At 51.4% G+C, this 20,899-nt stretch carries 33 protein-coding genes; 6 read left to right on the top strand and 27 right to left on the bottom strand.

Annotated features, from left to right (window positions below; genetic code table 11):
• Positions 1-234: 234 nt before the first annotated feature.
• Positions 235-789 (top strand): gamma carbonic anhydrase family protein, encoded by a 555-nt coding sequence (locus NR201_RS18825; protein WP_010671596.1) that lies wholly within the window; start codon positions 235-237, stop codon positions 787-789.
• On the opposite strand, the gene NR201_RS18820 is transcribed toward NR201_RS18825, so the two are convergent.
• The 6 genes from NR201_RS18820 to dprA are packed head-to-tail and all read right to left on the bottom strand — an operon-like array spanning position 756 to position 4,550.
• Entirely contained in the window at positions 756-1,013 is a 258-nt protein-coding gene (locus NR201_RS18820) for a DUF1488 domain-containing protein (RefSeq protein ID WP_010671595.1), read from the bottom strand. The two genes, NR201_RS18825 and NR201_RS18820, sit on opposite strands and share 34 nt — an antisense overlap.
• Positions 1,010-1,828 carry a shikimate dehydrogenase gene (aroE, locus tag NR201_RS18815; protein ID WP_256844844.1) on the bottom strand — a complete coding sequence of 273 codons (819 nt, stop codon included), beginning with the start codon at positions 1,826-1,828 and terminating at the stop codon, positions 1,010-1,012. Before aroE ends, NR201_RS18820 begins: the two co-directional genes overlap by 4 nt.
• A gap of 3 nt (positions 1,829-1,831) precedes the next feature.
• Positions 1,832-2,404 (bottom strand): L-threonylcarbamoyladenylate synthase type 1 TsaC, encoded by a 573-nt coding sequence (gene tsaC / locus NR201_RS18810; protein ID WP_010252735.1) that lies wholly within the window; start codon positions 2,402-2,404, stop codon positions 1,832-1,834.
• A gap of 3 nt (positions 2,405-2,407) precedes the next feature.
• Positions 2,408-2,956, bottom strand: a complete 549-nt coding sequence (locus NR201_RS18805; protein ID WP_010252738.1) for a topoisomerase DNA-binding C4 zinc finger domain-containing protein — start codon at positions 2,954-2,956, stop codon at positions 2,408-2,410.
• Between the two features lie 24 nt (positions 2,957-2,980).
• Positions 2,981-3,454, bottom strand: a complete 474-nt coding sequence (gene smg / locus NR201_RS18800) for a DUF494 family protein Smg (RefSeq protein ID WP_010252741.1) — start codon at positions 3,452-3,454, stop codon at positions 2,981-2,983.
• Positions 3,426-4,550 carry a DNA-protecting protein DprA gene (dprA, locus tag NR201_RS18795; protein WP_124890365.1) on the bottom strand — a complete coding sequence of 375 codons (1,125 nt, stop codon included), beginning with the start codon at positions 4,548-4,550 and terminating at the stop codon, positions 3,426-3,428. The genes smg and dprA overlap by 29 nt, the downstream gene beginning before the upstream one ends.
• Before the next feature lie 115 nt (positions 4,551-4,665).
• Between dprA and def the strand changes: the two genes are divergently transcribed.
• From def to mscL, 5 genes are all read left to right on the top strand, one after another.
• Positions 4,666-5,178, top strand: coding sequence for a peptide deformylase (gene def / locus NR201_RS18790; RefSeq protein WP_010252747.1), 513 nt, complete (start codon positions 4,666-4,668; stop codon positions 5,176-5,178).
• Positions 5,179-5,198: 20 nt separating this feature from the next.
• A complete protein-coding gene (fmt, locus tag NR201_RS18785; RefSeq protein ID WP_111535195.1) occupies positions 5,199-6,143 on the top strand; it encodes a methionyl-tRNA formyltransferase in 945 nt (314 codons plus the stop codon).
• 49 nt (positions 6,144-6,192) lie between these two features.
• The gene (gene rsmB, locus NR201_RS18780; protein ID WP_256844845.1) at positions 6,193-7,494 is read left to right on the top strand and encodes a 16S rRNA (cytosine(967)-C(5))-methyltransferase RsmB; all 1,302 of its coding nucleotides are present in this window, start codon (positions 6,193-6,195) and stop codon (positions 7,492-7,494) included.
• Positions 7,495-7,512: 18 nt separating this feature from the next.
• On the top strand, positions 7,513-8,889 hold the full coding sequence (trkA, locus tag NR201_RS18775; RefSeq protein WP_010252756.1) for a Trk system potassium transporter TrkA: 1,377 nt from the start codon (positions 7,513-7,515) through the stop codon (positions 8,887-8,889).
• 124 nt (positions 8,890-9,013) lie between these two features.
• Positions 9,014-9,424: a large-conductance mechanosensitive channel protein MscL gene (mscL, locus tag NR201_RS18770; RefSeq protein ID WP_022625142.1), complete on the top strand. Its 411-nt coding sequence runs from the start codon at positions 9,014-9,016 to the stop codon at positions 9,422-9,424.
• Here the strand turns inward: mscL and NR201_RS18765 are convergent, their stop codons facing one another.
• The 21 genes from NR201_RS18765 to NR201_RS18665 form a co-directional block, all read right to left on the bottom strand.
• The gene (locus tag NR201_RS18765; protein ID WP_010252762.1) at positions 9,425-9,658 is read right to left on the bottom strand and encodes an alternative ribosome-rescue factor A; all 234 of its coding nucleotides are present in this window, start codon (positions 9,656-9,658) and stop codon (positions 9,425-9,427) included.
• A gap of 59 nt (positions 9,659-9,717) precedes the next feature.
• Positions 9,718-10,134: a Zn(2+)-responsive transcriptional regulator gene (gene zntR, locus NR201_RS18760; RefSeq protein ID WP_256844846.1), complete on the bottom strand. Its 417-nt coding sequence runs from the start codon at positions 10,132-10,134 to the stop codon at positions 9,718-9,720.
• Entirely contained in the window at positions 10,135-10,506 is a 372-nt protein-coding gene (locus NR201_RS18755) for a DUF1992 domain-containing protein (RefSeq protein ID WP_187500748.1), read from the bottom strand.
• 96 nt (positions 10,507-10,602) lie between these two features.
• Positions 10,603-10,989 carry a 50S ribosomal protein L17 gene (gene rplQ / locus NR201_RS18750; RefSeq protein ID WP_003850180.1) on the bottom strand — a complete coding sequence of 129 codons (387 nt, stop codon included), beginning with the start codon at positions 10,987-10,989 and terminating at the stop codon, positions 10,603-10,605.
• Between the two features lie 40 nt (positions 10,990-11,029).
• Positions 11,030-12,019, bottom strand: a complete 990-nt coding sequence (rpoA, locus tag NR201_RS18745; protein ID WP_003850179.1) for a DNA-directed RNA polymerase subunit alpha — start codon at positions 12,017-12,019, stop codon at positions 11,030-11,032.
• 25 nt (positions 12,020-12,044) lie between these two features.
• Complete coding sequence (gene rpsD / locus NR201_RS18740; RefSeq protein ID WP_008927131.1) at positions 12,045-12,665, bottom strand: 30S ribosomal protein S4; 621 nt, start codon at positions 12,663-12,665, stop codon at positions 12,045-12,047.
• Between the two features lie 33 nt (positions 12,666-12,698).
• Positions 12,699-13,088 (bottom strand): 30S ribosomal protein S11, encoded by a 390-nt coding sequence (gene rpsK / locus NR201_RS18735; RefSeq protein ID WP_004160563.1) that lies wholly within the window; start codon positions 13,086-13,088, stop codon positions 12,699-12,701.
• A gap of 16 nt (positions 13,089-13,104) precedes the next feature.
• Entirely contained in the window at positions 13,105-13,461 is a 357-nt protein-coding gene (gene rpsM, locus NR201_RS18730; protein WP_003850176.1) for a 30S ribosomal protein S13, read from the bottom strand.
• Positions 13,462-13,607: 146 nt separating this feature from the next.
• Positions 13,608-13,724, bottom strand: a complete 117-nt coding sequence (rpmJ, locus tag NR201_RS18725; protein WP_010252805.1) for a 50S ribosomal protein L36 — start codon at positions 13,722-13,724, stop codon at positions 13,608-13,610.
• 32 nt (positions 13,725-13,756) lie between these two features.
• Positions 13,757-15,088, bottom strand: coding sequence for a preprotein translocase subunit SecY (secY, locus tag NR201_RS18720; RefSeq protein ID WP_003850175.1), 1,332 nt, complete (start codon positions 15,086-15,088; stop codon positions 13,757-13,759).
• A 7-nt stretch (positions 15,089-15,095) separates the two neighbouring features.
• A complete protein-coding gene (gene rplO / locus NR201_RS18715) occupies positions 15,096-15,530 on the bottom strand; it encodes a 50S ribosomal protein L15 (protein WP_003850168.1) in 435 nt (144 codons plus the stop codon).
• Positions 15,531-15,533: 3 nt separating this feature from the next.
• Positions 15,534-15,713 carry a 50S ribosomal protein L30 gene (rpmD, locus tag NR201_RS18710; RefSeq protein ID WP_003850166.1) on the bottom strand — a complete coding sequence of 60 codons (180 nt, stop codon included), beginning with the start codon at positions 15,711-15,713 and terminating at the stop codon, positions 15,534-15,536.
• 5 nt (positions 15,714-15,718) lie between these two features.
• Complete coding sequence (gene rpsE / locus NR201_RS18705) at positions 15,719-16,219, bottom strand: 30S ribosomal protein S5 (protein WP_003850164.1); 501 nt, start codon at positions 16,217-16,219, stop codon at positions 15,719-15,721.
• Positions 16,220-16,233: 14 nt separating this feature from the next.
• Positions 16,234-16,587 carry a 50S ribosomal protein L18 gene (rplR, locus tag NR201_RS18700; RefSeq protein ID WP_003850163.1) on the bottom strand — a complete coding sequence of 118 codons (354 nt, stop codon included), beginning with the start codon at positions 16,585-16,587 and terminating at the stop codon, positions 16,234-16,236.
• A gap of 9 nt (positions 16,588-16,596) precedes the next feature.
• Positions 16,597-17,130 carry a 50S ribosomal protein L6 gene (gene rplF / locus NR201_RS18695; protein ID WP_003850161.1) on the bottom strand — a complete coding sequence of 178 codons (534 nt, stop codon included), beginning with the start codon at positions 17,128-17,130 and terminating at the stop codon, positions 16,597-16,599.
• Between the two features lie 13 nt (positions 17,131-17,143).
• Entirely contained in the window at positions 17,144-17,536 is a 393-nt protein-coding gene (gene rpsH / locus NR201_RS18690) for a 30S ribosomal protein S8 (RefSeq protein ID WP_003850158.1), read from the bottom strand.
• A 32-nt stretch (positions 17,537-17,568) separates the two neighbouring features.
• Complete coding sequence (gene rpsN / locus NR201_RS18685) at positions 17,569-17,874, bottom strand: 30S ribosomal protein S14 (RefSeq protein WP_008927132.1); 306 nt, start codon at positions 17,872-17,874, stop codon at positions 17,569-17,571.
• Positions 17,875-17,888: 14 nt separating this feature from the next.
• Positions 17,889-18,428: a 50S ribosomal protein L5 gene (gene rplE, locus NR201_RS18680; RefSeq protein ID WP_003850155.1), complete on the bottom strand. Its 540-nt coding sequence runs from the start codon at positions 18,426-18,428 to the stop codon at positions 17,889-17,891.
• A 14-nt stretch (positions 18,429-18,442) separates the two neighbouring features.
• Positions 18,443-18,757, bottom strand: coding sequence for a 50S ribosomal protein L24 (gene rplX / locus NR201_RS18675; RefSeq protein ID WP_003850150.1), 315 nt, complete (start codon positions 18,755-18,757; stop codon positions 18,443-18,445).
• A 10-nt stretch (positions 18,758-18,767) separates the two neighbouring features.
• Positions 18,768-19,139, bottom strand: coding sequence for a 50S ribosomal protein L14 (gene rplN / locus NR201_RS18670; protein ID WP_006120590.1), 372 nt, complete (start codon positions 19,137-19,139; stop codon positions 18,768-18,770).
• A 248-nt stretch (positions 19,140-19,387) separates the two neighbouring features.
• Complete coding sequence (locus tag NR201_RS18665) at positions 19,388-20,740, bottom strand: 8-oxoguanine deaminase (protein WP_010252814.1); 1,353 nt, start codon at positions 20,738-20,740, stop codon at positions 19,388-19,390.
• Between the last annotated feature and the right edge of the window lie 159 nt (positions 20,741-20,899).

Here is a 20,899-nt window from a genome sequence, read left to right as displayed (position 1 = left end):
GGCGGCGCAGTCTCCTGTGCCTCTCAACCCGCTTCCCGTTGCCGGTGTTCCGTGTCGATGGAGGCGCATTATAGGGATCCCGTTTCAGAGCACAACCCTTTTTTTGGATCTTTTATCTGAACGGTTATAAATGATCCAGATTGATGAGATCGCCAGCGATCCAGGCCAGAATTGGCTTGTCAGCTGCCTGAAATCGCATCAGGCTGCATTGAAAACAGAACAAAGGAGAACATGATGACTTCCGCCTTACGTCCATATAAAGACCTTTTCCCGCAAACCGGCCAGCGCGTTATGGTCGATCCAAGCAGTGTTGTGGTCGGTGATGTCATAATGGAGGACGACGTGAGCATCTGGCCGCTGGTTGCGATCAGGGGTGATGTGAATCAGGTCCGCATTGGTGCCCGTACTAATGTACAGGACGGCAGCGTTCTGCACGTTACGCATAAATCAGCGTCTAACCCGCAAGGCTTCCCTCTTATTATTGGCGAGGATGTCACGGTCGGGCATAAAGCGATGTTGCACGGCTGTACCATTGGCGATCGCGTGCTGGTCGGAATGGGATCGATTCTGCTTGATGGCGTAATAGTAGAAGAAGAGGTGATGATTGGTGCCGGAAGTCTGGTGCCGCCAGGTAAAAGACTGGAGAGCGGCTATCTCTATCTGGGTAGTCCGGTCAGGCAGATCAGGCCGCTGAATGACAATGAGAAGGAAGGTTTACGCTATTCCGCTAATAATTATGTCGCCTGGAAAGATGATTACCTGGCGGGAGATAACCAGATCCAGCCCTGAGCATCAATATTATCCTGACGGATAGCCGCTTCAGCCTCATCTTCCAGATCCCAGCGATGGTGCTGAAACAGCGCCATCGTCTCCCCTTCACCAAAACGTGAAGTCAGCGACTTCCCGCTGATTGCACAGGTCAGCCGCATGCCGTTGACCTGCACCGGGAAACAGACCGCGTTCAGTTCAGCATTATAGGTTTCATCATCAGGAAACTGTATCGCCTGATTCATGGCTGCATGGCCTGTTTAAGCTGGGTAATCACCGGTGCGATTTCCGGCATCACACCGTGCCACAGATAGAAGGCATGAGCAGCCTGCCCCACCAGCATGCCCAAACCATCTGCCAGATGAGCCGTGCCCTGCGCCTGACACCAGCGCAGGAAAGGCGTCAGCCCGCTTTGATAAAACATGTCATAACAGCGCACATCAGCATGAATGACTGCTGCAGGTAAAGGAGGGGTTTCGCCATTCACGCCGCTTGAGGTCGCATTAATGATCAGATCAAAGTGCTGATCTGCCAGCTGCTCAAAACCACATGAGCGGATAGTGCCGCTCGCTGCAAACAGGCTAGCCAGCTCTTCCGCCCGCGCGGCGGTACGGTTAACAACAGTGAGTGTCACGCCTGCTGAGAGAAGCGGCAGAATGACCCCACGTGCAGCACCACCCGCCCCCACCAGCAATACCTTGTCACCAGCGTTGATCATCTTCAGCCGTTCAAGATCGCTTAACAGCCCGATACCATCCGTGTTGTCACCCAGGATCTGCCCATCGCTGAGTTTTTTCACCGTGTTTACCGCGCCGGACAGGGCTGCACGTTCGCTGAGCTGATCGGCAAATTCCCATGCCTGCTGTTTAAAAGGTAACGTCACGTTGGCGCCACGGCCTCCCTGTTCGAAAAAGGCAGAGAGCGCCTGAGGAAAACCATCTATCGGGGCACAAATCCGACCATAGCGATGTTCAATGCCCGTCTGTTCAGCGAAAGCCTGATGGATCAGCGGAGATTTACTGTGGTTGATCGGATTACCGAAAACGGCGAATTGATCCATGAATTAGCCCTGACGTATAAGTTCGCCGCTGATGACATCGCGGATTTCAGAGGGATTGAGCCGCCCACCCGTTTTTCCCGACAGAACCGGGAACTGCTCACCAAACTGCTGCTTCACTTCTTCAGCCGTTCGGCAGGGAGGCAGGCCTGACAGATTTGCACTGGTTGAGACCAGCGGTTTACCAAATGCGCGGCAAAGGGCCTGCACATCAGGATGGTCACTGACGCGAATGGCCAGTGAATCAAACTGTCCGGTAAGCCAGCGAGGCGTTTGTGGCGGAACGGGTACGACAAAGGTCACCGGGCCGGGCCAGCATGCAAACATCCGCTCACGCTGTATCACAGACAGTTCCCGAGCGGAGATGTAAGGTTCCAGCTGGGTGTAATCAGCCGCAATCAGGATAAGCCCCTTTTCTACCGGACGCTGTTTCAGCGCCAGTAAAGCCATGACGGCAGATTCACTGTCAGGGTCACAGCCCAGACCAAATACGGCTTCAGTAGGATAGGCGATGACCGCCTGTCGATTCAGCTGCTCTAAGCAGGTTTCAAGTGAATCGGCGAGGTGTTGATTTTCCATGGTCTATGAATTCTCTTCAGCAATGGCTTTGCCACAACTTTTACTGGCGCAAAAGCGTTTGATCCCTTGGGCCGTCTTTTTTTCAACTAATAGCGGATACTGGCAATAAGGACAGATTCCGGCAACGGGTGTCAGATTCACAACAAACTGGCAGGCTGGATAGCGATCGCATGAGTGAAACGTTTTGCCGTAACGGGAGCGCCGCTGAACTAACCGGCCTTCATGGCACTGTGGACAGGCCAGCGAGGTTTCATCTGGTTTGTCGATGGTTTCGGTGTATCCGCATTCCGGATAGAGGCTACAGCCAATGAACATGCCAAATCGCCCCTGCCGCAACACTTTATCCGCGCCACATTCGGGACAGGCGTGGCCTTCCAGCACTTTGACCACATGACCATCGGCCTGACCCTTTAAGGGTCGAATGTAGTCGCATGCCGGGTAGTTCGCGCAGCCCAGAAAAGGACCGTGTTTACCGGAGCGGATAACCAGTTCTGCCCCGCAAGCGGGGCAGGGATCCTGTTTACGCACGGTGAAGAGTGCAGCTTTACTCATAGCGATCAATGCATGAAAGGAAATTTAATGCAGCATACCTTCATTGGCGTCGAATAGCAGTTCTTCCATCTGCTGATAGGCATTTTCACATCCGGGAATGTTGAACAACACCATCAGTACCACCCATTTGAGATCCTCCAGGTCAAACTCAGAGGTATCCAGCGCCATAATGCGTTCGATGACCATTTCACGCGTTTCCAGGTTCAGCACCTGAATCTGCTCCAGGAACAGCAGGAAACCACGGCTGTCAGCATCTAAACGTTTGCTCTCTTCATCGGTATAAATACGCATGGAGAGCGGATCATTTGTCAGTAAAATTGGCGCAACCAGTCCTTCCTGATAGTCAGCCAATCTTTCTAACCAGTTCAGCGCACTGTAAATATCTTCACGATGGAACCCGGCATCCGTCAGGTCGTCTGTCAATCTGTCCTGATCAACACCCATTTCTGCTTCGTTGTGGATATATGTCTCAAACAAATACATCAGTACGTCGAACATGGCATGCCCTCCTCAATCGGACATAGCCGCCGGGTACAGCTGCGATCCATCCTGCTAACTCCAGTTCCAGCAACTGAGCTGAGATAACTGGCACAGATTGGCCGGCACGTTCAGCGACAACGTCAACAGGTGTAACATCATCACCTACGTTAGCCAACACATCAGCAAATGGCAATGGAGCATCGTCACTCACCTCAGAATAAATTTCACCGGCCGGTGTCATCGGCAGCCAGTTAAGTGCACTAGCCAGATCTTCCACGATGTTATGGGGATGGGCCACCAGCAGCGCCCCCTGCTGAATCAGCCAGTTTACGCCTTCGCTTAACGGGTTACCGAGCGCGCCAGGTAAGGCATAGACATTACGATTTTGCTCCAGCCCATACCGCGCCGTTACCAGGGAACCACTCTTCAGCGAGGCTTCTACCACCAGCACCCCATGGCTCAGGCCGCTGATGATACGATTACGGCGCGGAAAATTAAGCGGATGCGGCAGGGTCGTCAGCGGAAACTCAGAAACCACCGCCCCACCCTGTTCAACGATCTCTGCAGCAAGATGGGCATGATTGCTGGGATAGAGCCGCTGCAATCCACTACCTAACACGGCCACCGTTTTACCGCCCACGTTGAGTGCTGCCTGATGCGCAACACCATCAATACCCCTTGCCAGTCCGCTGGTAATGGTCAGACCGCTGAGGCTTAAGTGCTGGGTAAACCAGTCGCACCAGTAGCGGCCATAGTGTGAACAGTTTCGGCTGCCCACCACCGCTAACTGTGGTGTGCTGATAAGCGCAGGATCGCCATTAATATATAGCAGCGGCGGAAAGCGGTTGGTTTCTTTAAGACGGGCAGGATAGGCCGCGTCCAGAGCAGTCACCAGATGATGAGCCGGACTCTGATCCAGCCAGGAATAGACTTCTGTGAGATTATTTTCATTAAAATCATCATATTGCTGGCACTGGCTCTCATCTAAGCCAAGCCGGATAAGCTGCTCCCTGTCTGCCTGTCCGGCACCTATTTGCTGCGCCACATCAACCCAGCGTTTCCCTGTCATGCCAGTGACGGCGGCCAGCCGTACAGACTGCGCTATTTTGTCCATCTTCAGCTCCCTGATCGCCCTTGCTTCCTGCCGCAGAATGCTGTCAATCAGGCCTCGAAAAGTCTACAATATAAGGTAGTAATCTTTTCTTAACCGAATACAGATCTGGATATTTATGTCAGTTTTGCAGGTATTACATTTCCCTGACGAGCGTCTTCGCAAAGTTGCTGCGCCCGTTAAAGAAGTTAACGCAGACATTCAGCGTATCGTTGATGATATGTTCGAGACGATGTATGCCGAAGAAGGTATCGGTCTTGCGGCTACGCAGGTCGATATTCATCAGCGCATTATCGTGATTGACGTCTCTGAAAGTCGTGAAGAGCGTTTAGTGCTGATTAACCCTGAGCTGCTGGAAAAAAGCGGTGAAACCGGCATTGAAGAGGGCTGCCTCTCTATTCCGGAACAGCGCGCATTTGTTCCGCGTGCCGAGCGGGTAAAGGTCCGTGCACTGGATCGCGAGGGTAAAAGTTTCGAACTGGAAGCCAGCGAGTTACTGGCCATCTGTATCCAGCATGAGATCGATCATCTGGAAGGCAAACTGTTTATCGATTATCTGTCGCCTTTAAAGCGGCAACGGATCAAAAATAAATTAGAGAAACTGGCGCGTCAGAACGCGCAGGCTTCCTGAGATCTTAATAAGGGATAAACGTGTCTGCCCCGCTAAAAATCATCTTTGCCGGCACACCTGACTTTGCAGCGCGTCATCTTGACGCGCTGCTTGCTTCTGAACATCAGGTTATCGGCGTATTCACCCAACCCGACCGTCCTGCTGGTCGCGGTAACAAATTAACGCCAGGCCCGGTCAAAACGCTGGCGATGGCACATGACATTCCGGTTTATCAGCCTAAGTCACTGCGACCTGAAGAAAATCAGCAACTGGTTGCTGACCTCAAGGCCGATGTGATGGTGGTTGTGGCCTACGGATTAATTCTGCCCAAGGCCGTGCTTGATATGCCACGTCTGGGATGCATCAATGTCCATGGCTCACTGCTGCCACGCTGGCGTGGAGCTGCGCCTATTCAACGTGCGCTCTGGGCTGGCGACAGCGAAACCGGCGTGACCATCATGCAGATGGACGTGGGACTGGATACCGGCGATATGCTGCATAAGCTGGCCTGTCCGATTACTGCCCAGGATACCAGTGCCACGCTGTATGACAAGCTGGCACAGCTTGGCCCACAGGGGCTGCTGGATACGCTGACATTACTGACCACTCAGCAGGCTTCACCTGAAAAACAGGATGAAACGCTGGCCAACTATGCTGAGAAACTCAGTAAAGAGGAGGCACGTCTTGACTGGACACTCTCTGCAGAACAGCTTGAGCGTTGTATTCGCGCTTTTAACCCGTGGCCGATGAGCTTTTTCACCATTGAAGATCAGCCGGTTAAAGTCTGGCAGGCAAGCGTTCTGCCCCACTGCGATCGTGCGCCTGGTGAAATTATCCATGCTGACAAGCATGGCATCCAGGTGGCAACGGCTCAGGGCGTACTGAACCTGCTCCAGTTGCAGCCCGCCGGTAAAAAACCGATGTCGGCTCAGGATCTTCTCAACTCGCGCCGGGAATGGTTTGAACCTGGAACCCTTCTGGACTGACTCTCAGGCCCGGTCCCTCACCGGGCCTTTTGTTTGATGACAAAACCCTATGACTAAATCTATCAACCTGCGTAGCCTCTCAGCTCAACTTATTGAGCGTGTGGTCGACAAGGGCGAATCCCTGAATACGGCACTGCCAGCCGCCCAGAAAAAGCTCTCTGACAAAGATAGCGCATTAGTGCAGGAGATCTGTTTTGGCGTATTGCGCACATTACCGCAGCTGGAAGCGCTGATTGGCAAACTGATGGAGCGTCCACTTACCGGCAAACAGCGGGTTCTGCACTATCTGATCATGGTCGGGCTTTATCAGCTGGAGTATACCCGTGTGCCTGCCCATGCCGCACTGGCAGAAACCGTCGCGGGCGCCGAAGTACTGAAGCGCACCAGTATGAAAGGCTTATTAAATGGCGTATTACGCCAGTTTCAGCGTCAGCGGGAAGAGCTGCTCGCCACTGTTCAGGATGGCCCGCAACGCTATCTGCATCCGGGATGGCTGCTAAAGCGTTTGCAGCATGCCTGGCCGGAACAATGGCAACAGATTGTCGAAGCAAATAATCTGCGTCCGCCGATGTGGCTGCGGGTTAATCGCCAGCACCACGATCGTGACACGTGGCTGGCTATGCTGGCCGAAAGCGGCAGGAATGCTCAGCCTGATGTCGATGTGCCGGATGCGCTGCGGCTTGACGCCCCTGCCCCGGTCAGCCAGCTACCAGGCTTTGATCAGGGTTGGGTTACCGTGCAGGATTTATCTGCTCAGCGCTGTGCCTTGCTGCTTGAGCCCCAAAACGGCGAACAGATTCTGGATTTATGCGCTGCGCCCGGCGGTAAAACGACCCATATCCTTGAAATCGCGCCTCAGGCCGAAGTTATGGCCGTCGACGTGGATGCGCAGCGTCTTAAACGCGTAAATGAGAATCTGCAACGACTGGGTATGAAAGCAGACGTGAAACAGGGTGATGGACTAACGCCGCAACAGTGGTGCGGCGTTCGTCAGTTTGACCGTATTCTGCTGGATGCGCCCTGCTCTGCTACCGGTGTGATCCGACGCCATCCTGATATTAAGTGGCTGCGTCGCGATCGGGATATCGCCGAGCTGGCAAAGCTTCAGGGTGAAATTCTTGATGCTATCTGGCCGCACCTGAAACCTGGCGGTACACTGATTTATGCCACCTGTTCCATCCTGCCTGAAGAGAATCATCAGCAGATAGATGCTTTCCTGCAGCGCCAGCATGATGCGCAGGCTGAGCCCCTCGGAGATGCGCCCGCGAACGGCTTACAGGTATTCCCGGAAGCCGAGGGCGGAGATGGTTTCTTCTACGCTAAGCTGATAAAAAAATCGGGTACAAACTGAAATGAGTATTGATAAGCGATGAAAATAATCATTCTGGGCGCAGGACAGGTTGGCGGAACCCTGGCAGAAAATCTGGTGGGTGAAAACAACGATATCACGGTGGTTGATACCGACTCTTCACGCCTGCGTCACCTGCAGGATAAGTTCGATCTTCGCGTCGTGCAGGGTCATGGTTCTCATCCACGCATTTTACGTGAGGCGGGTGCAGAAGATGCCGACATGCTGGTTGCCGTAACCAACTCCGATGAAACCAACATGATTGCCTGTCAGATTGCTTATTCGCTTTTCAATACGCCGAATCGTATCGCCCGTATTCGCGCGGCCGATTATCTGCGTGATGCGGACAAATTATTTATTCCTGAAGCGGTGCCTATCGATCACCTGATCTCGCCTGAACAGCTGGTGATCGACAATATCTATCGTTTAATCCAGTACCCTGGCGCATTGCAGGTCGTCAACTTTGCTGAAGGCAAAGTCAGCCTCGCCGTGGTGAAAGCTTATTATGGCGGGCCACTGGTAGGAAATCCGCTATCGATCATGCGTGAGCATATGCCACACATTGATACCCGCGTAGCCGCTATATTTCGTCAGGATCGCCCCATTCGCCCGCAGGGTTCAACCATCGTAGAAGCGGGTGATGAAGTCTTTTTCATTGCAGCCAGTCAGAACATTCGTGCGGTAATGAGTGAAATGCAGCGGCTGGAGAAACCTTATAAACGGATTATGCTGGTAGGTGGCGGTAATATCGGTTTCGGCTTGGCACAAAAACTTGAGAAAAATTACAGCGTGAAGCTGATTGAACGTAACCCCCAGCGCGCAGCAGAACTGGCAGAGCATCTTCACGACACAGTCGTCTTTTATGGCGATGCGTCAGATCAGGAACTTCTCGCTGAAGAACATGTTGATCAGGTTGATCTCTTTATCGCCGTCACCAACGATGATGAAGCCAATATTATGTCAGCCATGCTGGCAAAAAAGATGGGGGCGAAGAAGGTTATGGTGCTGATTCAGCGCCGCGCCTACGTCGATCTGGTACAAGGCAGCGTTATCGATATCGCTATTTCACCTCAGCAGGCCACGATTTCTGCCCTGCTTGGTCATGTGCGCAAAGCGGATATCGTGGGCGTTTCATCGCTACGACGCGGTATTGCAGAAGCGATCGAAGCGATAGCCCACGGAGACGAATCAACTTCACGCGTGGTCGGCCGCTCCATTGATGATATCAAACTACCGCCAGGCACCATTATTGGCGCAGTGGTTCGTGGAGACGATGTGATGATTGCCAATGATAACCTGCGAATTGAACAAGGTGATCATGTCATCATGTTCCTGACCGACAAGAAGTTTGTATCAGATGTGGAACGTCTCTTCCAGCCGAGTCCATTTTTCCTGTAAATGCCGCGTTTACAGGCGAACAGAGCACAGGGAACGCAAAACTGCCGCTTAATTCGCTGTGTTGATGGCAAAACCAGTAGGGTTTGTTAGACTTTATGGCATTGGCTTGGGCAAGGAGATAAGTATGAGTTTAATCAAAGAGTTTCGCGATTTCGCAATGCGCGGCAATGTGATGGATTTAGCCGTTGGTGTCATCATCGGTGCTGCATTCGGTAAAATTGTTTCATCGTTAGTCGCCAACATCATTATGCCGCCTTTAGGCTTGCTGATTGGTGGTGTGGATTTTAAATCATTCGCCTGGGTACTTAAGCCTGCAGTTGGTGATGCTCCAGCCGTTGTAATGCAGTACGGTATCTTCCTTCAGACCATCTTCGATTTTGTCATCATCGCTTTCGCAATCTTTATGGCGATCAAGTTAATGAATCGTCTGTACAAGAAAAAGGAAGTAGAGAAGCCAGTGGCTAAACCGTCAAACGAAGAAGTTCTGCTGACTGAAATCCGCGACCTGCTGAAACAGCAGAATACCCGGGTCTAGTTAATAAGCCGCCGCACAGGCGGTTTTTTTAACCGTAAAAGCAGAAGGGCAGTGATAAGACGCTTTCTTATCACTGCCCTCCCATCCAGTCCCCTTGCCATGTTTCTCTTTCCGCTTGAAACTACCTTTACCCTTTTGCTTCTGCTCTATGCGTTGCCGAAATAGTGGGTCGTGTAACAGAGCCTGAATCGCGTTATCGCGGATTTGCCCTTTGGTGTGCTGATATTTACTCATGACGCCTCCTGTTGAGATGGTCTGATACTCTATTCCTTTGCAGCAAAATAACAATATGCTTATTTGCTCGAAGCCTCTCCCCGCTCCAGCGCCTCAAGAATTGAGCACGAAATGCTACTGTGACTGTCACCACAACAGGCATCGGAAAGGTGTCGCAGGGAACGCTGCATCGTTTCTAATTCTGCGATCATCTGAGCAACTTCGCTCAGCCGTTTTTCAACGATCGCTTTTGATTCCTGACAGGTGTGGTGCGCAGGATCAACCCGGATCGAAAGTAGCTCTCTGATCGCTTCCAGACTGAAACCCAGTTTACGACCATAACGAATAAATTTCAGACGCTGAAGATCGCCCTCGCTGTAAAGGCGAAAACCACCTTCCGTCCGAGCATCATGATCCATCATCTGCTGCTTTTCATAAAAACGGATAGTGTCTGGCGTCACCTCCGCAAGCTTAGCTAACTGACCGATGCGAAACATTTACTCCTCCTCGCGGAAACGATGCTGAATAGCAGTGGAATAACTGCCATGGAGAAAATCGGTACTGATACCCGCCTGGCGTAATCTCAGCTCCAGCACCTGAAGCCGATGGCAATGATCCTGAAAATTTTGATCCGCAGGATCGAGGTTGCGAATAAGATCGTTAACTTCCATGGCTTCCCGTCTGAGCTCAAGCTCTGGCGGCAGAAAGCCCGCATTTTTCAGTAACCGGTAGCCCGCTCTTAACTCAGGCGGAACATGACTGTCATCATCCAGCTGCAGCGGCTTACCGGAGCCGGGAAGATTACTCAGCTCGCCTTTTTCCAGCGCCGCTTTGATATGCTGTTCAGCAAGTTCATCAACCAGCCACATAGTTGGCTCCTTTGAACATGAAAAGAGTAAGTTCTAAGGTAGTAAATTTCAGGCAATAAAAAACCCGCCGAAGCGGGTTTTTTACGTTGCTACAGATTACTCTGCGGCTGCTTCTGCTTGAGCTTCTGGACGATCAACCAGCTCGATGTAAGCCATCGGAGCGTTGTCACCAGCACGGAAGCCACACTTAAGAATACGAGTGTAACCACCGGCACGGCTCGCGAAACGCGGGCCCAGCTCATTAAACAGTTTTGCCACGATCTCGTTATCACGAGTACGGGCGAATGCCAGACGACGATTAGCTACGCTGTCGGTCTTGGCAAGAGTAATCAGCGGCTCAACTACGCGACGCAGTTCTTTGGCTTTCGGCAGAGTCGTTTTGATGATCTCATGACGAACCAGAGAACCGGCCATGTTGCGGAACATAGCCTGACGATGGCTGCTGTTGCGGTTCAGTTGACGACCACTCTTACGATGGCGCATGACCTTATCCTTCTCAGTGAAACCTTAACCTGTGATCTGATTATTCATCAGCAATGCTTGCTGGCGGCCAGTTCTCGAGGCGCATGCCCAGAGAAAGACCACGCGAAGCCAGCACATCTTTAATCTCGGTAAGAGATTTTTTACCAAGGTTAGGCGTTTTAAGCAGCTCAACCTCGGTACGCTGTACCAGATCACCGATGTAGTGGATAGCTTCTGCCTTAAGGCAGTTAGCAGAGCGGACAGTCAATTCCAGATCGTCAACAGGGCGCAGCAGGATCGGATCGAATTCTGGTTTCTCTTCTTTAACTTCCGGCTGACGTACATCACGTAAGTCAACGAAAGCTTCAAGTTGTTCTGCCAGAATGGTTGCCGCACGACGAATCGCCTCTTCAGGATCGATTGTGCCGTTGGTTTCCATTTCGATGACCAGCTTGTCCAGGTCGGTGCGCTGCTCTACACGCGCTGCTTCAACATTGTAGGCGATACGGTCTACAGGGCTGTAGCAAGCGTCAACTAACAGGCGGCCGATTGGGCGCTCATCTTCTTCCGAATGAATTCGGGCAGAAGCCGGCACATAGCCACGACCACGCTGAACTTTGATACGCATGCTGATAGCAGCGTTCTCATCGGTCAGATGGCAAATGACATGCTGAGGCTTGACGATTTCGACATCACCATCATGGGTAATGTCGGCTGCAGTCACAGGGCCAATGCCAGATTTATTCAAGGTCAGAATAACTTCATCTTTCCCCTGAACTCTTACCGCCAGCCCTTTCAGGTTGAGCAGGATTTCCAGGATATCTTCCTGTACTCCCTCTTTGGTGCTGTACTCATGAAGTACACCATCAATTTCAACCTCGGTCACCGCGCAACCCGGCATGGATGAAAGCAGAATACGGCGCAGTGCGTTACCAAGAGTATGGCCAAAGCCACGCTCTAAAGGCTCAAGGGTCACCTTGGCGTGCGTCGAACTCACTTGCTCGATATCTACCAGGCGCGGTTTTAGAAACTCTGTCACAGAACCCTGCATTGTGTCCTCTCTTTGGTACTAAGCCTTACTTGGAGTAAAGCTCGACGATCAGGTGTTCGTTAATGTCCGCAGACAGATCAGTACGTTCAGGAATACGCTTGAACACACCTTCCATCTTAGTCGCATCAACTTCCAGCCAGGTTGGCTTTTCACGCTGCTCAGCCAGCTCCAGAGCGGCCTTCACGCGAGATTGCTTTTTGGCTTTCTCACGGATGCTAACGACATCATTCGGAGATACCTGATAAGAAGCGATGTTAACAACGCGGCCATTTACCAGAACAGACTTATGGCTAACCAGCTGACGTGCTTCTGCACGAGTGGCACCAAAGCCCATACGATAAACTACGTTGTCCAGACGACCTTCCAGCAGAGCCAACAGGTTTTCACCGGTGTTGCCTTTCAGACGAGCTGCTTCTTTATAATAGTTACGGAACTGACGCTCCAGCACGCCGTAGATACGACGAACTTTTTGCTTTTCACGTAACTGACCGCCGTAATCAGACAGACGCGGTTTACGCGCACCATGCTGACCAGGGGCTTGTTCAATCTTACACTTGGAATCAATCGCGCGAACGCCAGACTTAAGGAATAAGTCAGTGCCCTCACGACGGCTCAGCTTGAGCTTAGGACCCAAATATCTTGCCATTTTCTTTCTCCAACTATCCTAAAAAAACGGGCGTTATACGCGACGTTTTTTCGGCGGACGACAACCGTTATGAGGGATCGGAGTCACATCAGTAATATTAGTGATGCGGAAACCAGCGGCGTTCAAAGCACGAATCGTAGATTCGCGACCTGGACCCGGACCCTTTACCATAACTTCCAGGTTCTTAATTCCGTAATCTTTTACCGCTTCTGCACAGCGCTCTGCAGCGACCTGAGCAGCAAACGGAGTGGATTTACGTGAACCGCGGAAACCGGAACCACCGGCGGTTGCCCAACCCAGTGCGTTACCCTGACGATCAGTAATGGTAACGATGGTGTTGTTAAAAGAAGCATGGACATGAGCCACGCCATCTGAGACTTGTTTTCTTACACGCTTACGTGCACGAACTGGTGCCTTTGCCATTATTTACTCACCCCGATTATTTCTTGATCGGTTTACGCGGACCCTTACGGGTACGTGCGTTGGTCTTAGTACGCTGACCGCGAACCGGAAGACCACGACGATGGCGCAAACCACGGTAGCAACCAAGGTCCATAAGACGCTTGATGCTCAGGGTGATTTCACGGCGCAGATCACCTTCTACAACGAATTTCGCAACTGCATCACGCAGCTGATCAATTTGTTCTTCAGACAGCTCACTGATCTTAACATTTTCAGCAATACCCGTTGAAGCGCAGATGGCTTTAGAACGAGTTTTACCGATACCGAAGATCGAAGTTAATGCGATAACGGTATGTTTTTGATCAGGAATGTTAATGCCTGCTATACGGGCCACTATGCACTCCTATAATTAAACAAGCACGTCCCATGCTGAAAAGCCCGTTTTCAGGATACTCAAATGGAAACGCACTGACATACAAAAGATTGGCTGGCTAATCTAGCCAGCTCAACCCGACTTTGCAAGAAAAATATGTGACAAAATCAGCCTTGGCGCTGTTTATGCTTTGGCTCGGCGCTGCAGATCACACGGACGACACCGTCGCGACGAATGATTTTGCAGTTACGACATAATCTCTTGACGGAAGCACGAACTTTCATTTTTACTCTCCGTAACTTCTCAACCAACTGAATTAACGGCCGTAGCCTTTCAGGTTAGCTTTCTTCAGTGCCGACTCGTACTGACTTGACATCATCAGAGTTTGCACTTGAGCCATAAAGTCCATGATGACGACAACTACGATAAGCAGTGAAGTACCGCCAAAGTAGAAGGGAACCTTCATCGCATCACGCATGAACTCCGGGATAAGGCAGATAAACGTAATGTAGAGAGCGCCGATTAAGGTCAATCGCGTCATTACTTTATCAATATACTTCGCCGTTTGCTCTCCCGGACGAATTCCCGGTACGAATGCACCAGACTTCTTCAGGTTATCTGCTGTTTCACGTGGGTTGAAAACCAACGCCGTATAGAAGAAACAGAAGAAGATGATTGCAGTCGCATAGAGTAGCACATAAAGCGGCTGTCCTGGCTGCAAATACAGCGAAATTGTTGTCAGCCAGTTCCAACCGGTACCGCCCCCAAACCACGATGCAATCGTTGCCGGGAACAGAATAATGCTGGAAGCAAAGATGGCTGGAATGACGCCTGCCATGTTCACTTTCAACGGTAAATGTGTGCTCTGTGCAGCGTAAACGCGACGACCTTGCTGACGTTTTGCGTAGTTCACCACAATGCGGCGTTGACCACGTTCAACAAAGATAACAAAGAAGGTCACTGCGAATACGAGTACTGCAACCAACAGCAACAGAAGGAAGTGCAGGTCGCCTTGCCGCGCTTGCTCGATGGTATGGCCAATGGCCGGCGGGAGACCCGCAACGATACCTGCGAAGATAATGATCGAAATACCGTTACCGATACCACGTTCAGTAATCTGTTCGCCCAGCCACATCAGGAACATCGTTCCTGAGACCAGACTCACAACAGCGGTAAAGTAGAAAGCAAAGCCTGGATTCATTACCAGGCCTTGCATCCCTGGCATATTCGGCAGACCGGTAGCAATACCGATCGACTGAAATATGGCCAATACCAACGTACCGTATCGGGTGTACTGGCTAATCTTACGACGGCCAGCCTCCCCTTCTTTCTTAATTTCCGCTAACGCTGGATGAACCACCGTTAATAACTGGATGATAATCGATGCCGAAATATACGGCATGATGCCCAGTGCGAAAATAGAAGCACGGCTCAGAGCACCACCAGAGAACATGTTAAACATTTCAATGATGGTGCCACGCTGTTGCTCAAGCAGTTTGGCAAGTACAGTGGCATCAATACCAGGGATTGGAATAAAAGAGCCAATACGGAAGACAATGAGTGCGCCGATTACAAACAGCAGTCTGCGTTTCAGCTCACCAAAGCCACCCTTGGCACTTTGAAAATCTAATCCCGGTTGTTTAGCCATCTGCTACTTATTCCTCGATTTTACCGCCAGCAGCTTCGATTGCAGCACGTGCACCTTTGGTGACACGCAGACCGCGAACCGTTACCGGTGTAGAAACTTCACCAGACAGAATTACTTTAACGAATTCAATCTGAACACCGACAATGTTGGCTGCTTTCAGCGCGTTCAGGTCGACGATACCGCCTTCAACTTTCGCCAGATCAGACAGACGAATCTCTGTGGTGATCATTGCTTTGCGAGAGGTGAAACCGAACTTCGGCAGACGACGGTACAGAGGCATCTGACCACCTTCGAAACCGCGACGTACGCCACCGCCAGAACGTGAGTTCTGACCTTTGTGACCACGACCACCGGTTTTTCCGAGGCCAGAACCGATACCACGACCCAGACGCTTGGTAGCGTGCTTAGACCCTTCGGCCGGAGACAGAGTATTTAAACGCATCTCTTACTCCTCCACTTTAACCATATAGGAAACCGCGTTAACCATACCGCGTACTGCAGGCGTGTCTTCACGCTCAACGGTGTGGCCAATACGACGCAGACCCAGGCCAACCAGAGTGGCTTTATGCTTAGGCAAGCGGCCGATTGAACTACGGGTTTGAGTGATTTTAATAGTCTTAGCCATCGTGATTACCCCAGAATTTCTTCAACGGATTTACCACGCTTAGCAGCGACCATTTCCGGAGATTTCATATTGCCCAGGCCGTCGATAGTTGCACGAACCACGTTAATCGGGTTAGTAGAACCATAGGCTTTTGCCAGTACGTTATGAACTCCAGCGACTTCCAGAACGGCGCGCATTGCACCACCGGCAATAATACCGGTACCTTCTGAAGCCGGCTGCATGAACACGCGGGAACCCGTGTGTGCACCTTTAACTGGGTGCTGCAGGGTGCCGTTGGTCAGCGCGACGTTAACCATGTTGCGACGGGCTTTCTCCATCGCTTTCTGGATCGCTGCTGGAACTTCACGCGCTTTACCGTAACCAAAACCTACGCGACCATTACCATCGCCTACCACAGTCAGTGCTGTGAAGGAGAAGATACGACCACCTTTAACAGTTTTAGAAACACGGTTTACCGCGATCAGTTTTTCCTGCAGTTCGCCAGCTTGTTTCTCGATGTGTGCCATCTTAGACCTCTACCTTAGAACTGAAGGCCAGCTTCACGGGCAGCATCTGCCAGTGCCTGGACGCGACCATGATATTGGAAACCGGAACGGTCGAAAGAAACACCAGTGATGCCTTTTTCGATTGCGCGTTCTGCGATAGCTTTACCTACTGCAGCTGCGGCTTCTTTATTACCGGTATACTTCAGTTGTTCAGTGATAGCTTTTTCTACAGTAGAAGCAGCGACCAGAACTTCGGAACCGTTCGGGGCGATTACCTGTGCGTAAATATGACGCGGGGTACGATGTACCACCAGGCGAGTAGCACCCAGCTCTTTGAGCTTGCGACGTGCACGGGTCGCACGACGGATACGAGCAGATTTCTTATCCATAGTGTTACCTTACTTCTTCTTAGCCTCTTTGGTACGCACGACTTCGTCGGCGTAACGGACACCCTTGCCTTTATAAGGCTCAGGACGACGGTAGGCGCGCAAGTCCGCTGCAACCTGACCAATCAGCTGTTTATCAGCGCCTTTCAGCACGATCTCAGTCTGAGTTGGACATTCTGCAGTGATACCCGCGGGCAGCTGGTGATCGACTGGATGAGAAAAGCCCAGAGACAGGTTAACCACGTCGCCTTTAACGGCTGCACGATAACCTACACCAACCAGCTGCAGCTTCTTAGTGAAGCCTTCGGTAACACCGATTACCATTGCGTTCAGCAGCGCGCGAGAAGTACCCGCCTGCGCCCAGCCGTCAACGAAACCTTCGCGCGGAGCGAAAGTCAGAGCGTTGTCAGCATGCTTAACTTCAACAGCATCATTGATAGTACGAGTCAGCTCGCCGTTTTTACCTTTAATCGAAATTACCTGACCGTTGAGTTTTACCTCTACGCCGGCAGGAACAACGACAGGTGCTTTAGCAACACGAGACATATGTATCCTCCGATTACGCTACGTAGCAGATAATTTCGCCACCAAGACCTGCCTGGCGCGCTGCACGATCAGTCATGACACCTTTAGATGTAGAAACTACAGCGATGCCCATACCAGCCATTACCTTTGGCAGCTCATCTTTTTTCTTATAGATGCGCAGACCAGGACGGCTTACTCGCTGAATGCTTTCTACAACAGCTTTGCCCTGGAAATACTTGAGAGTAAGTTCCAGTTCCAGCTTGATGTCGCCTTCGATTTTGAAATCTTCAATATATCCTTCTTCCTTCAGAACGTTGGCAATTGCCAATTTCAGCTTGGAGGAAGGCATGGTGACCGCAACTTTGTTTGCGGCCTGACCGTTACGGATACGGGTCAGCATATCCGCGATCGGATCTTGCATGCTCATCTGTGTTACTCCCGTGATTCAATTGGTGACAATTACCAGCTAGCCTTTTTCAGGCCCGGGATTTCACCGCGCATGGCGGCTTCGCGGACCTTGATACGGCTCAACCCAAACTTCCGCAGGAAACCGTGCGGACGACCTGTTTGACGGCAGCGGTTACGCTGACGCGAAGGGCTGGAATCACGCGGCAGACTCTGCAGCTTCAGAACAGCATCCCAACGATCTTCGTCGGAAGCGTTCACATCAGAGATGATCGCTTTCAGTTCAGCGCGTTTAGCGAAGAATTTGTCTGCTAATTTTGCACGCTTAACTTCGCGTGCTTTCATAGATTGCTTAGCCATTAAGTAACCCTACCTTACTTACGGAACGGGAAGTCAAAGGCAGCCAGCAGAGCACGGCCTTCATCATCAGATTTCGCAGTAGTGGTAATGGTGATATCCAAACCACGAACGCGATCGACTTTGTCGTAGTCGATTTCTGGGAAGATGATCTGCTCACGTACACCCATGCTGTAGTTGCCACGACCATCGAATGACTTAGCGGACAAGCCACGGAAGTCACGGATACGTGGAACAGCAATGGTGACCAGACGCTCAAAGAACTCCCACATGCGCTCGCCACGCAGAGTTACTTTACAGCCGATCGGATAGCCCTGACGGATTTTGAAGCCTGCAACTGATTTGCGTGCTTTGGTGACCAGCGGTTTTTGACCGGAGATTGCTGCCAGGTCAGCTGCTGCGTTATCCAGCAGTTTCTTGTCAGCGATCGCTTCACCAACACCCATGTTCAGGGTGATCTTCTCGACCCGAGGGACTTGCATGACAGAATTGTAGCCAAACTCTGTCATGAGTTTCTGGACTACTTCGTCTTTGTAGTAATCATGCAGTTTCGCCATCGTACTACTCCAAATTACTTGATAGTTTCGCTGTTAGACTTGAAGAAACGGACTTTTTTGCCGTCTTCGAATCTAAAGCCTACACGGTCAGCCTTACCAGTTGCCGCGTTGAACAGTGCAACGTTAGAAACCTGAATAGCAGCTTCTTTTTCAACGATGCCACCTGGTTGGTTCAGAGCCGGAACCGGCTTCTGATGTTTCTTCACCAGGTTGATACCTTCAACGATGACCTTACCAGAAGACAGGACATTCTTAACTTTACCGCGCTTACCTTTATCTTTACCGGTTAACACGATAACTTCGTCGTTACGACGGATTTTAGCTGCCATTGTTCGCTCCTTAGAGTACTTCTGGTGCCAGAGAGATAATTTTCATGAACTTTTCAGTACGAAGTTCACGAGTTACCGGCCCAAAAATACGCGTACCGATAGGCTGCTCACTGTTATTGTTCAGAATAACGCATGCATTACCATCGAAGCGAATGACAGAACCGTCCGGGCGACGAACACCCTTCCTGGTGCGCACCACTACCGCCTTCAGGACATCACCTTTTTTGACTTTACCACGCGGAATTGCTTCCTTGATGGTAACTTTGATGATGTCACCGACGCCTGCGTAGCGACGGTGCGAGCCACCCAGAACCTTGATACACATTACGCGACGTGCACCGGAGTTGTCGGCGACGTTCAGCATAGTCTGTTCTTGGATCATTTTAGTGCTCCGCTAATGTCAACTACTACTTCGGGACCTAAACCTCAGGTCGTTAGAAAGCCCCATAATTGAGGGCGCGGCATTGTAACACCGGTTCTCACAGATGGGTAGAAAAAATAAACGGCTCTCAATCGAGCCGCTGATTTCCCCTGATGACAGGGAGGGCGTATTCTAGGGAATAGTGCGAACAGTAGCAAATGTAATCTGCCTTATTTTTCGTCGCCTCCCAAATAAAGTGCCCTTCTGACTCAACCAGCCAGTTTCCTGGCCAGTTGGTTATGCTGACGCAACACGGCTGGCAGTTCAATTCCGGCCACTTGTCCGTCCCGTACCCGGACTTTTCCGTTAATGATGCTATAGGCAACCTGTCCCGGATTACAGAACACCAGGGCGGCGACAGGATCGTGCCCTGCCCCGGCAAGTCCAATTCGGTTCAGGTCAAAAATGGCCAGATCGGCCATCATGCCCGGCGCAATGGTGCCCACATCATCGCGGTTAAGCACCTTTGCTCCACCCAGCGTCGCCAGTTCCAGTGCCTGACGTGCCGTCATCGCATCCGGGCCGAAGCCAACGCGTTGCAGCAGCATCGCCTGACGAACCTCGGCCATCATGTCTGAGCTGTCATTGGAGGCTGAGCCATCCACACCCATACCCACGTGTACGCCGGCATCACACATATGGCGTATCGGCGCAATACCGGAACCGAGACGCATGTTCGAGCAGGGACAGTGCGCGACGCCGGTACCGGTACGTGCAAAGAGTTCTATGCCATGCTGATCCAGTTTGACGCAGTGTGCATGCCAGACATCCGGTCCTACCCAGCCGAGGTCTTCAACATACTGTGCTGGCGTCATATTGAATTTTTCACGGCTATAACGGATATCGCTGTCGTTCTCCGCCAGATGGGTGTGCATTGAGACATTGAAGCTGCGTGCCATCGCTGCGGATTGCTTCATCAGCTCACGGCTGACTGAAAACGGCGAACATGGCGCAACCACGATGCGTAACATCGAACCGTGGCTGTCATCATGGTAGCGCTCAATCACACGCTGCGTATCTTTAAGAATGGCGGCTTCATCTTCTACCAATGCATCGGGTGGTAAGCCACCCAGGGACTTACCGACGCTCATGCTGCCCCGGCTCGCATGGAAACGCATGCCCATTAAGGCTGCAGCCTCAATACTGTCGTCAAGCTTACAGCCATTCGGGTAGACGTAGAGATGGTCACTGGTAGTGGTGCAGCCGGAGAGCATTAACTCGGCCATGGAGATCTGTGTTGAGATATGAATCATCTCAGGCGTCAGATTCTGCCACAGTGGATAGAGGTGGGTCAGCCAGTTAAAGAGCTCGCCGTTTTGCACTGCAGGAATAGCGCGGGTCAGGCTCTGATACATGTGGTGATGCGTATTGATCAGGCCAGGGATGACAATATGTCCTCGCAGATCGATGATCTCATCCGCGCTATCAGGTAACGAGCGTGCTTCCCCGACTGCAACGATCTTATTTCCTTTTATCAGAATAGAGGCGTTACCTATTTCCCGACGGTCAGCATCCATGCAGACCACACATTCAGCATTCTTCAGTAACAGAGTTCGTTCCATGCTATTGCCTGTGGGTAGTGGTTGTGTGTTACCCGATAATAGCGGCAAGCTTTTGGCAGAGCTAATCGCAGGTAACGCAGCTAACAGTGGCAATTTTAACAGTGACCGGCGTAAGCGGTCATGACTCTCCATTTTCACGGCACATTTCCTTGTACAGTT

This window comes from Pantoea sp. Fr-CA_6 (assembly GCF_024520895.1).
GTDB lineage: Bacteria > Pseudomonadota > Gammaproteobacteria > Enterobacterales > Enterobacteriaceae > Pantoea > Pantoea agglomerans.
Note: the sequence above shows the minus strand (reverse complement) of the source record. Positions and strands in the feature narration are given on the sequence as shown.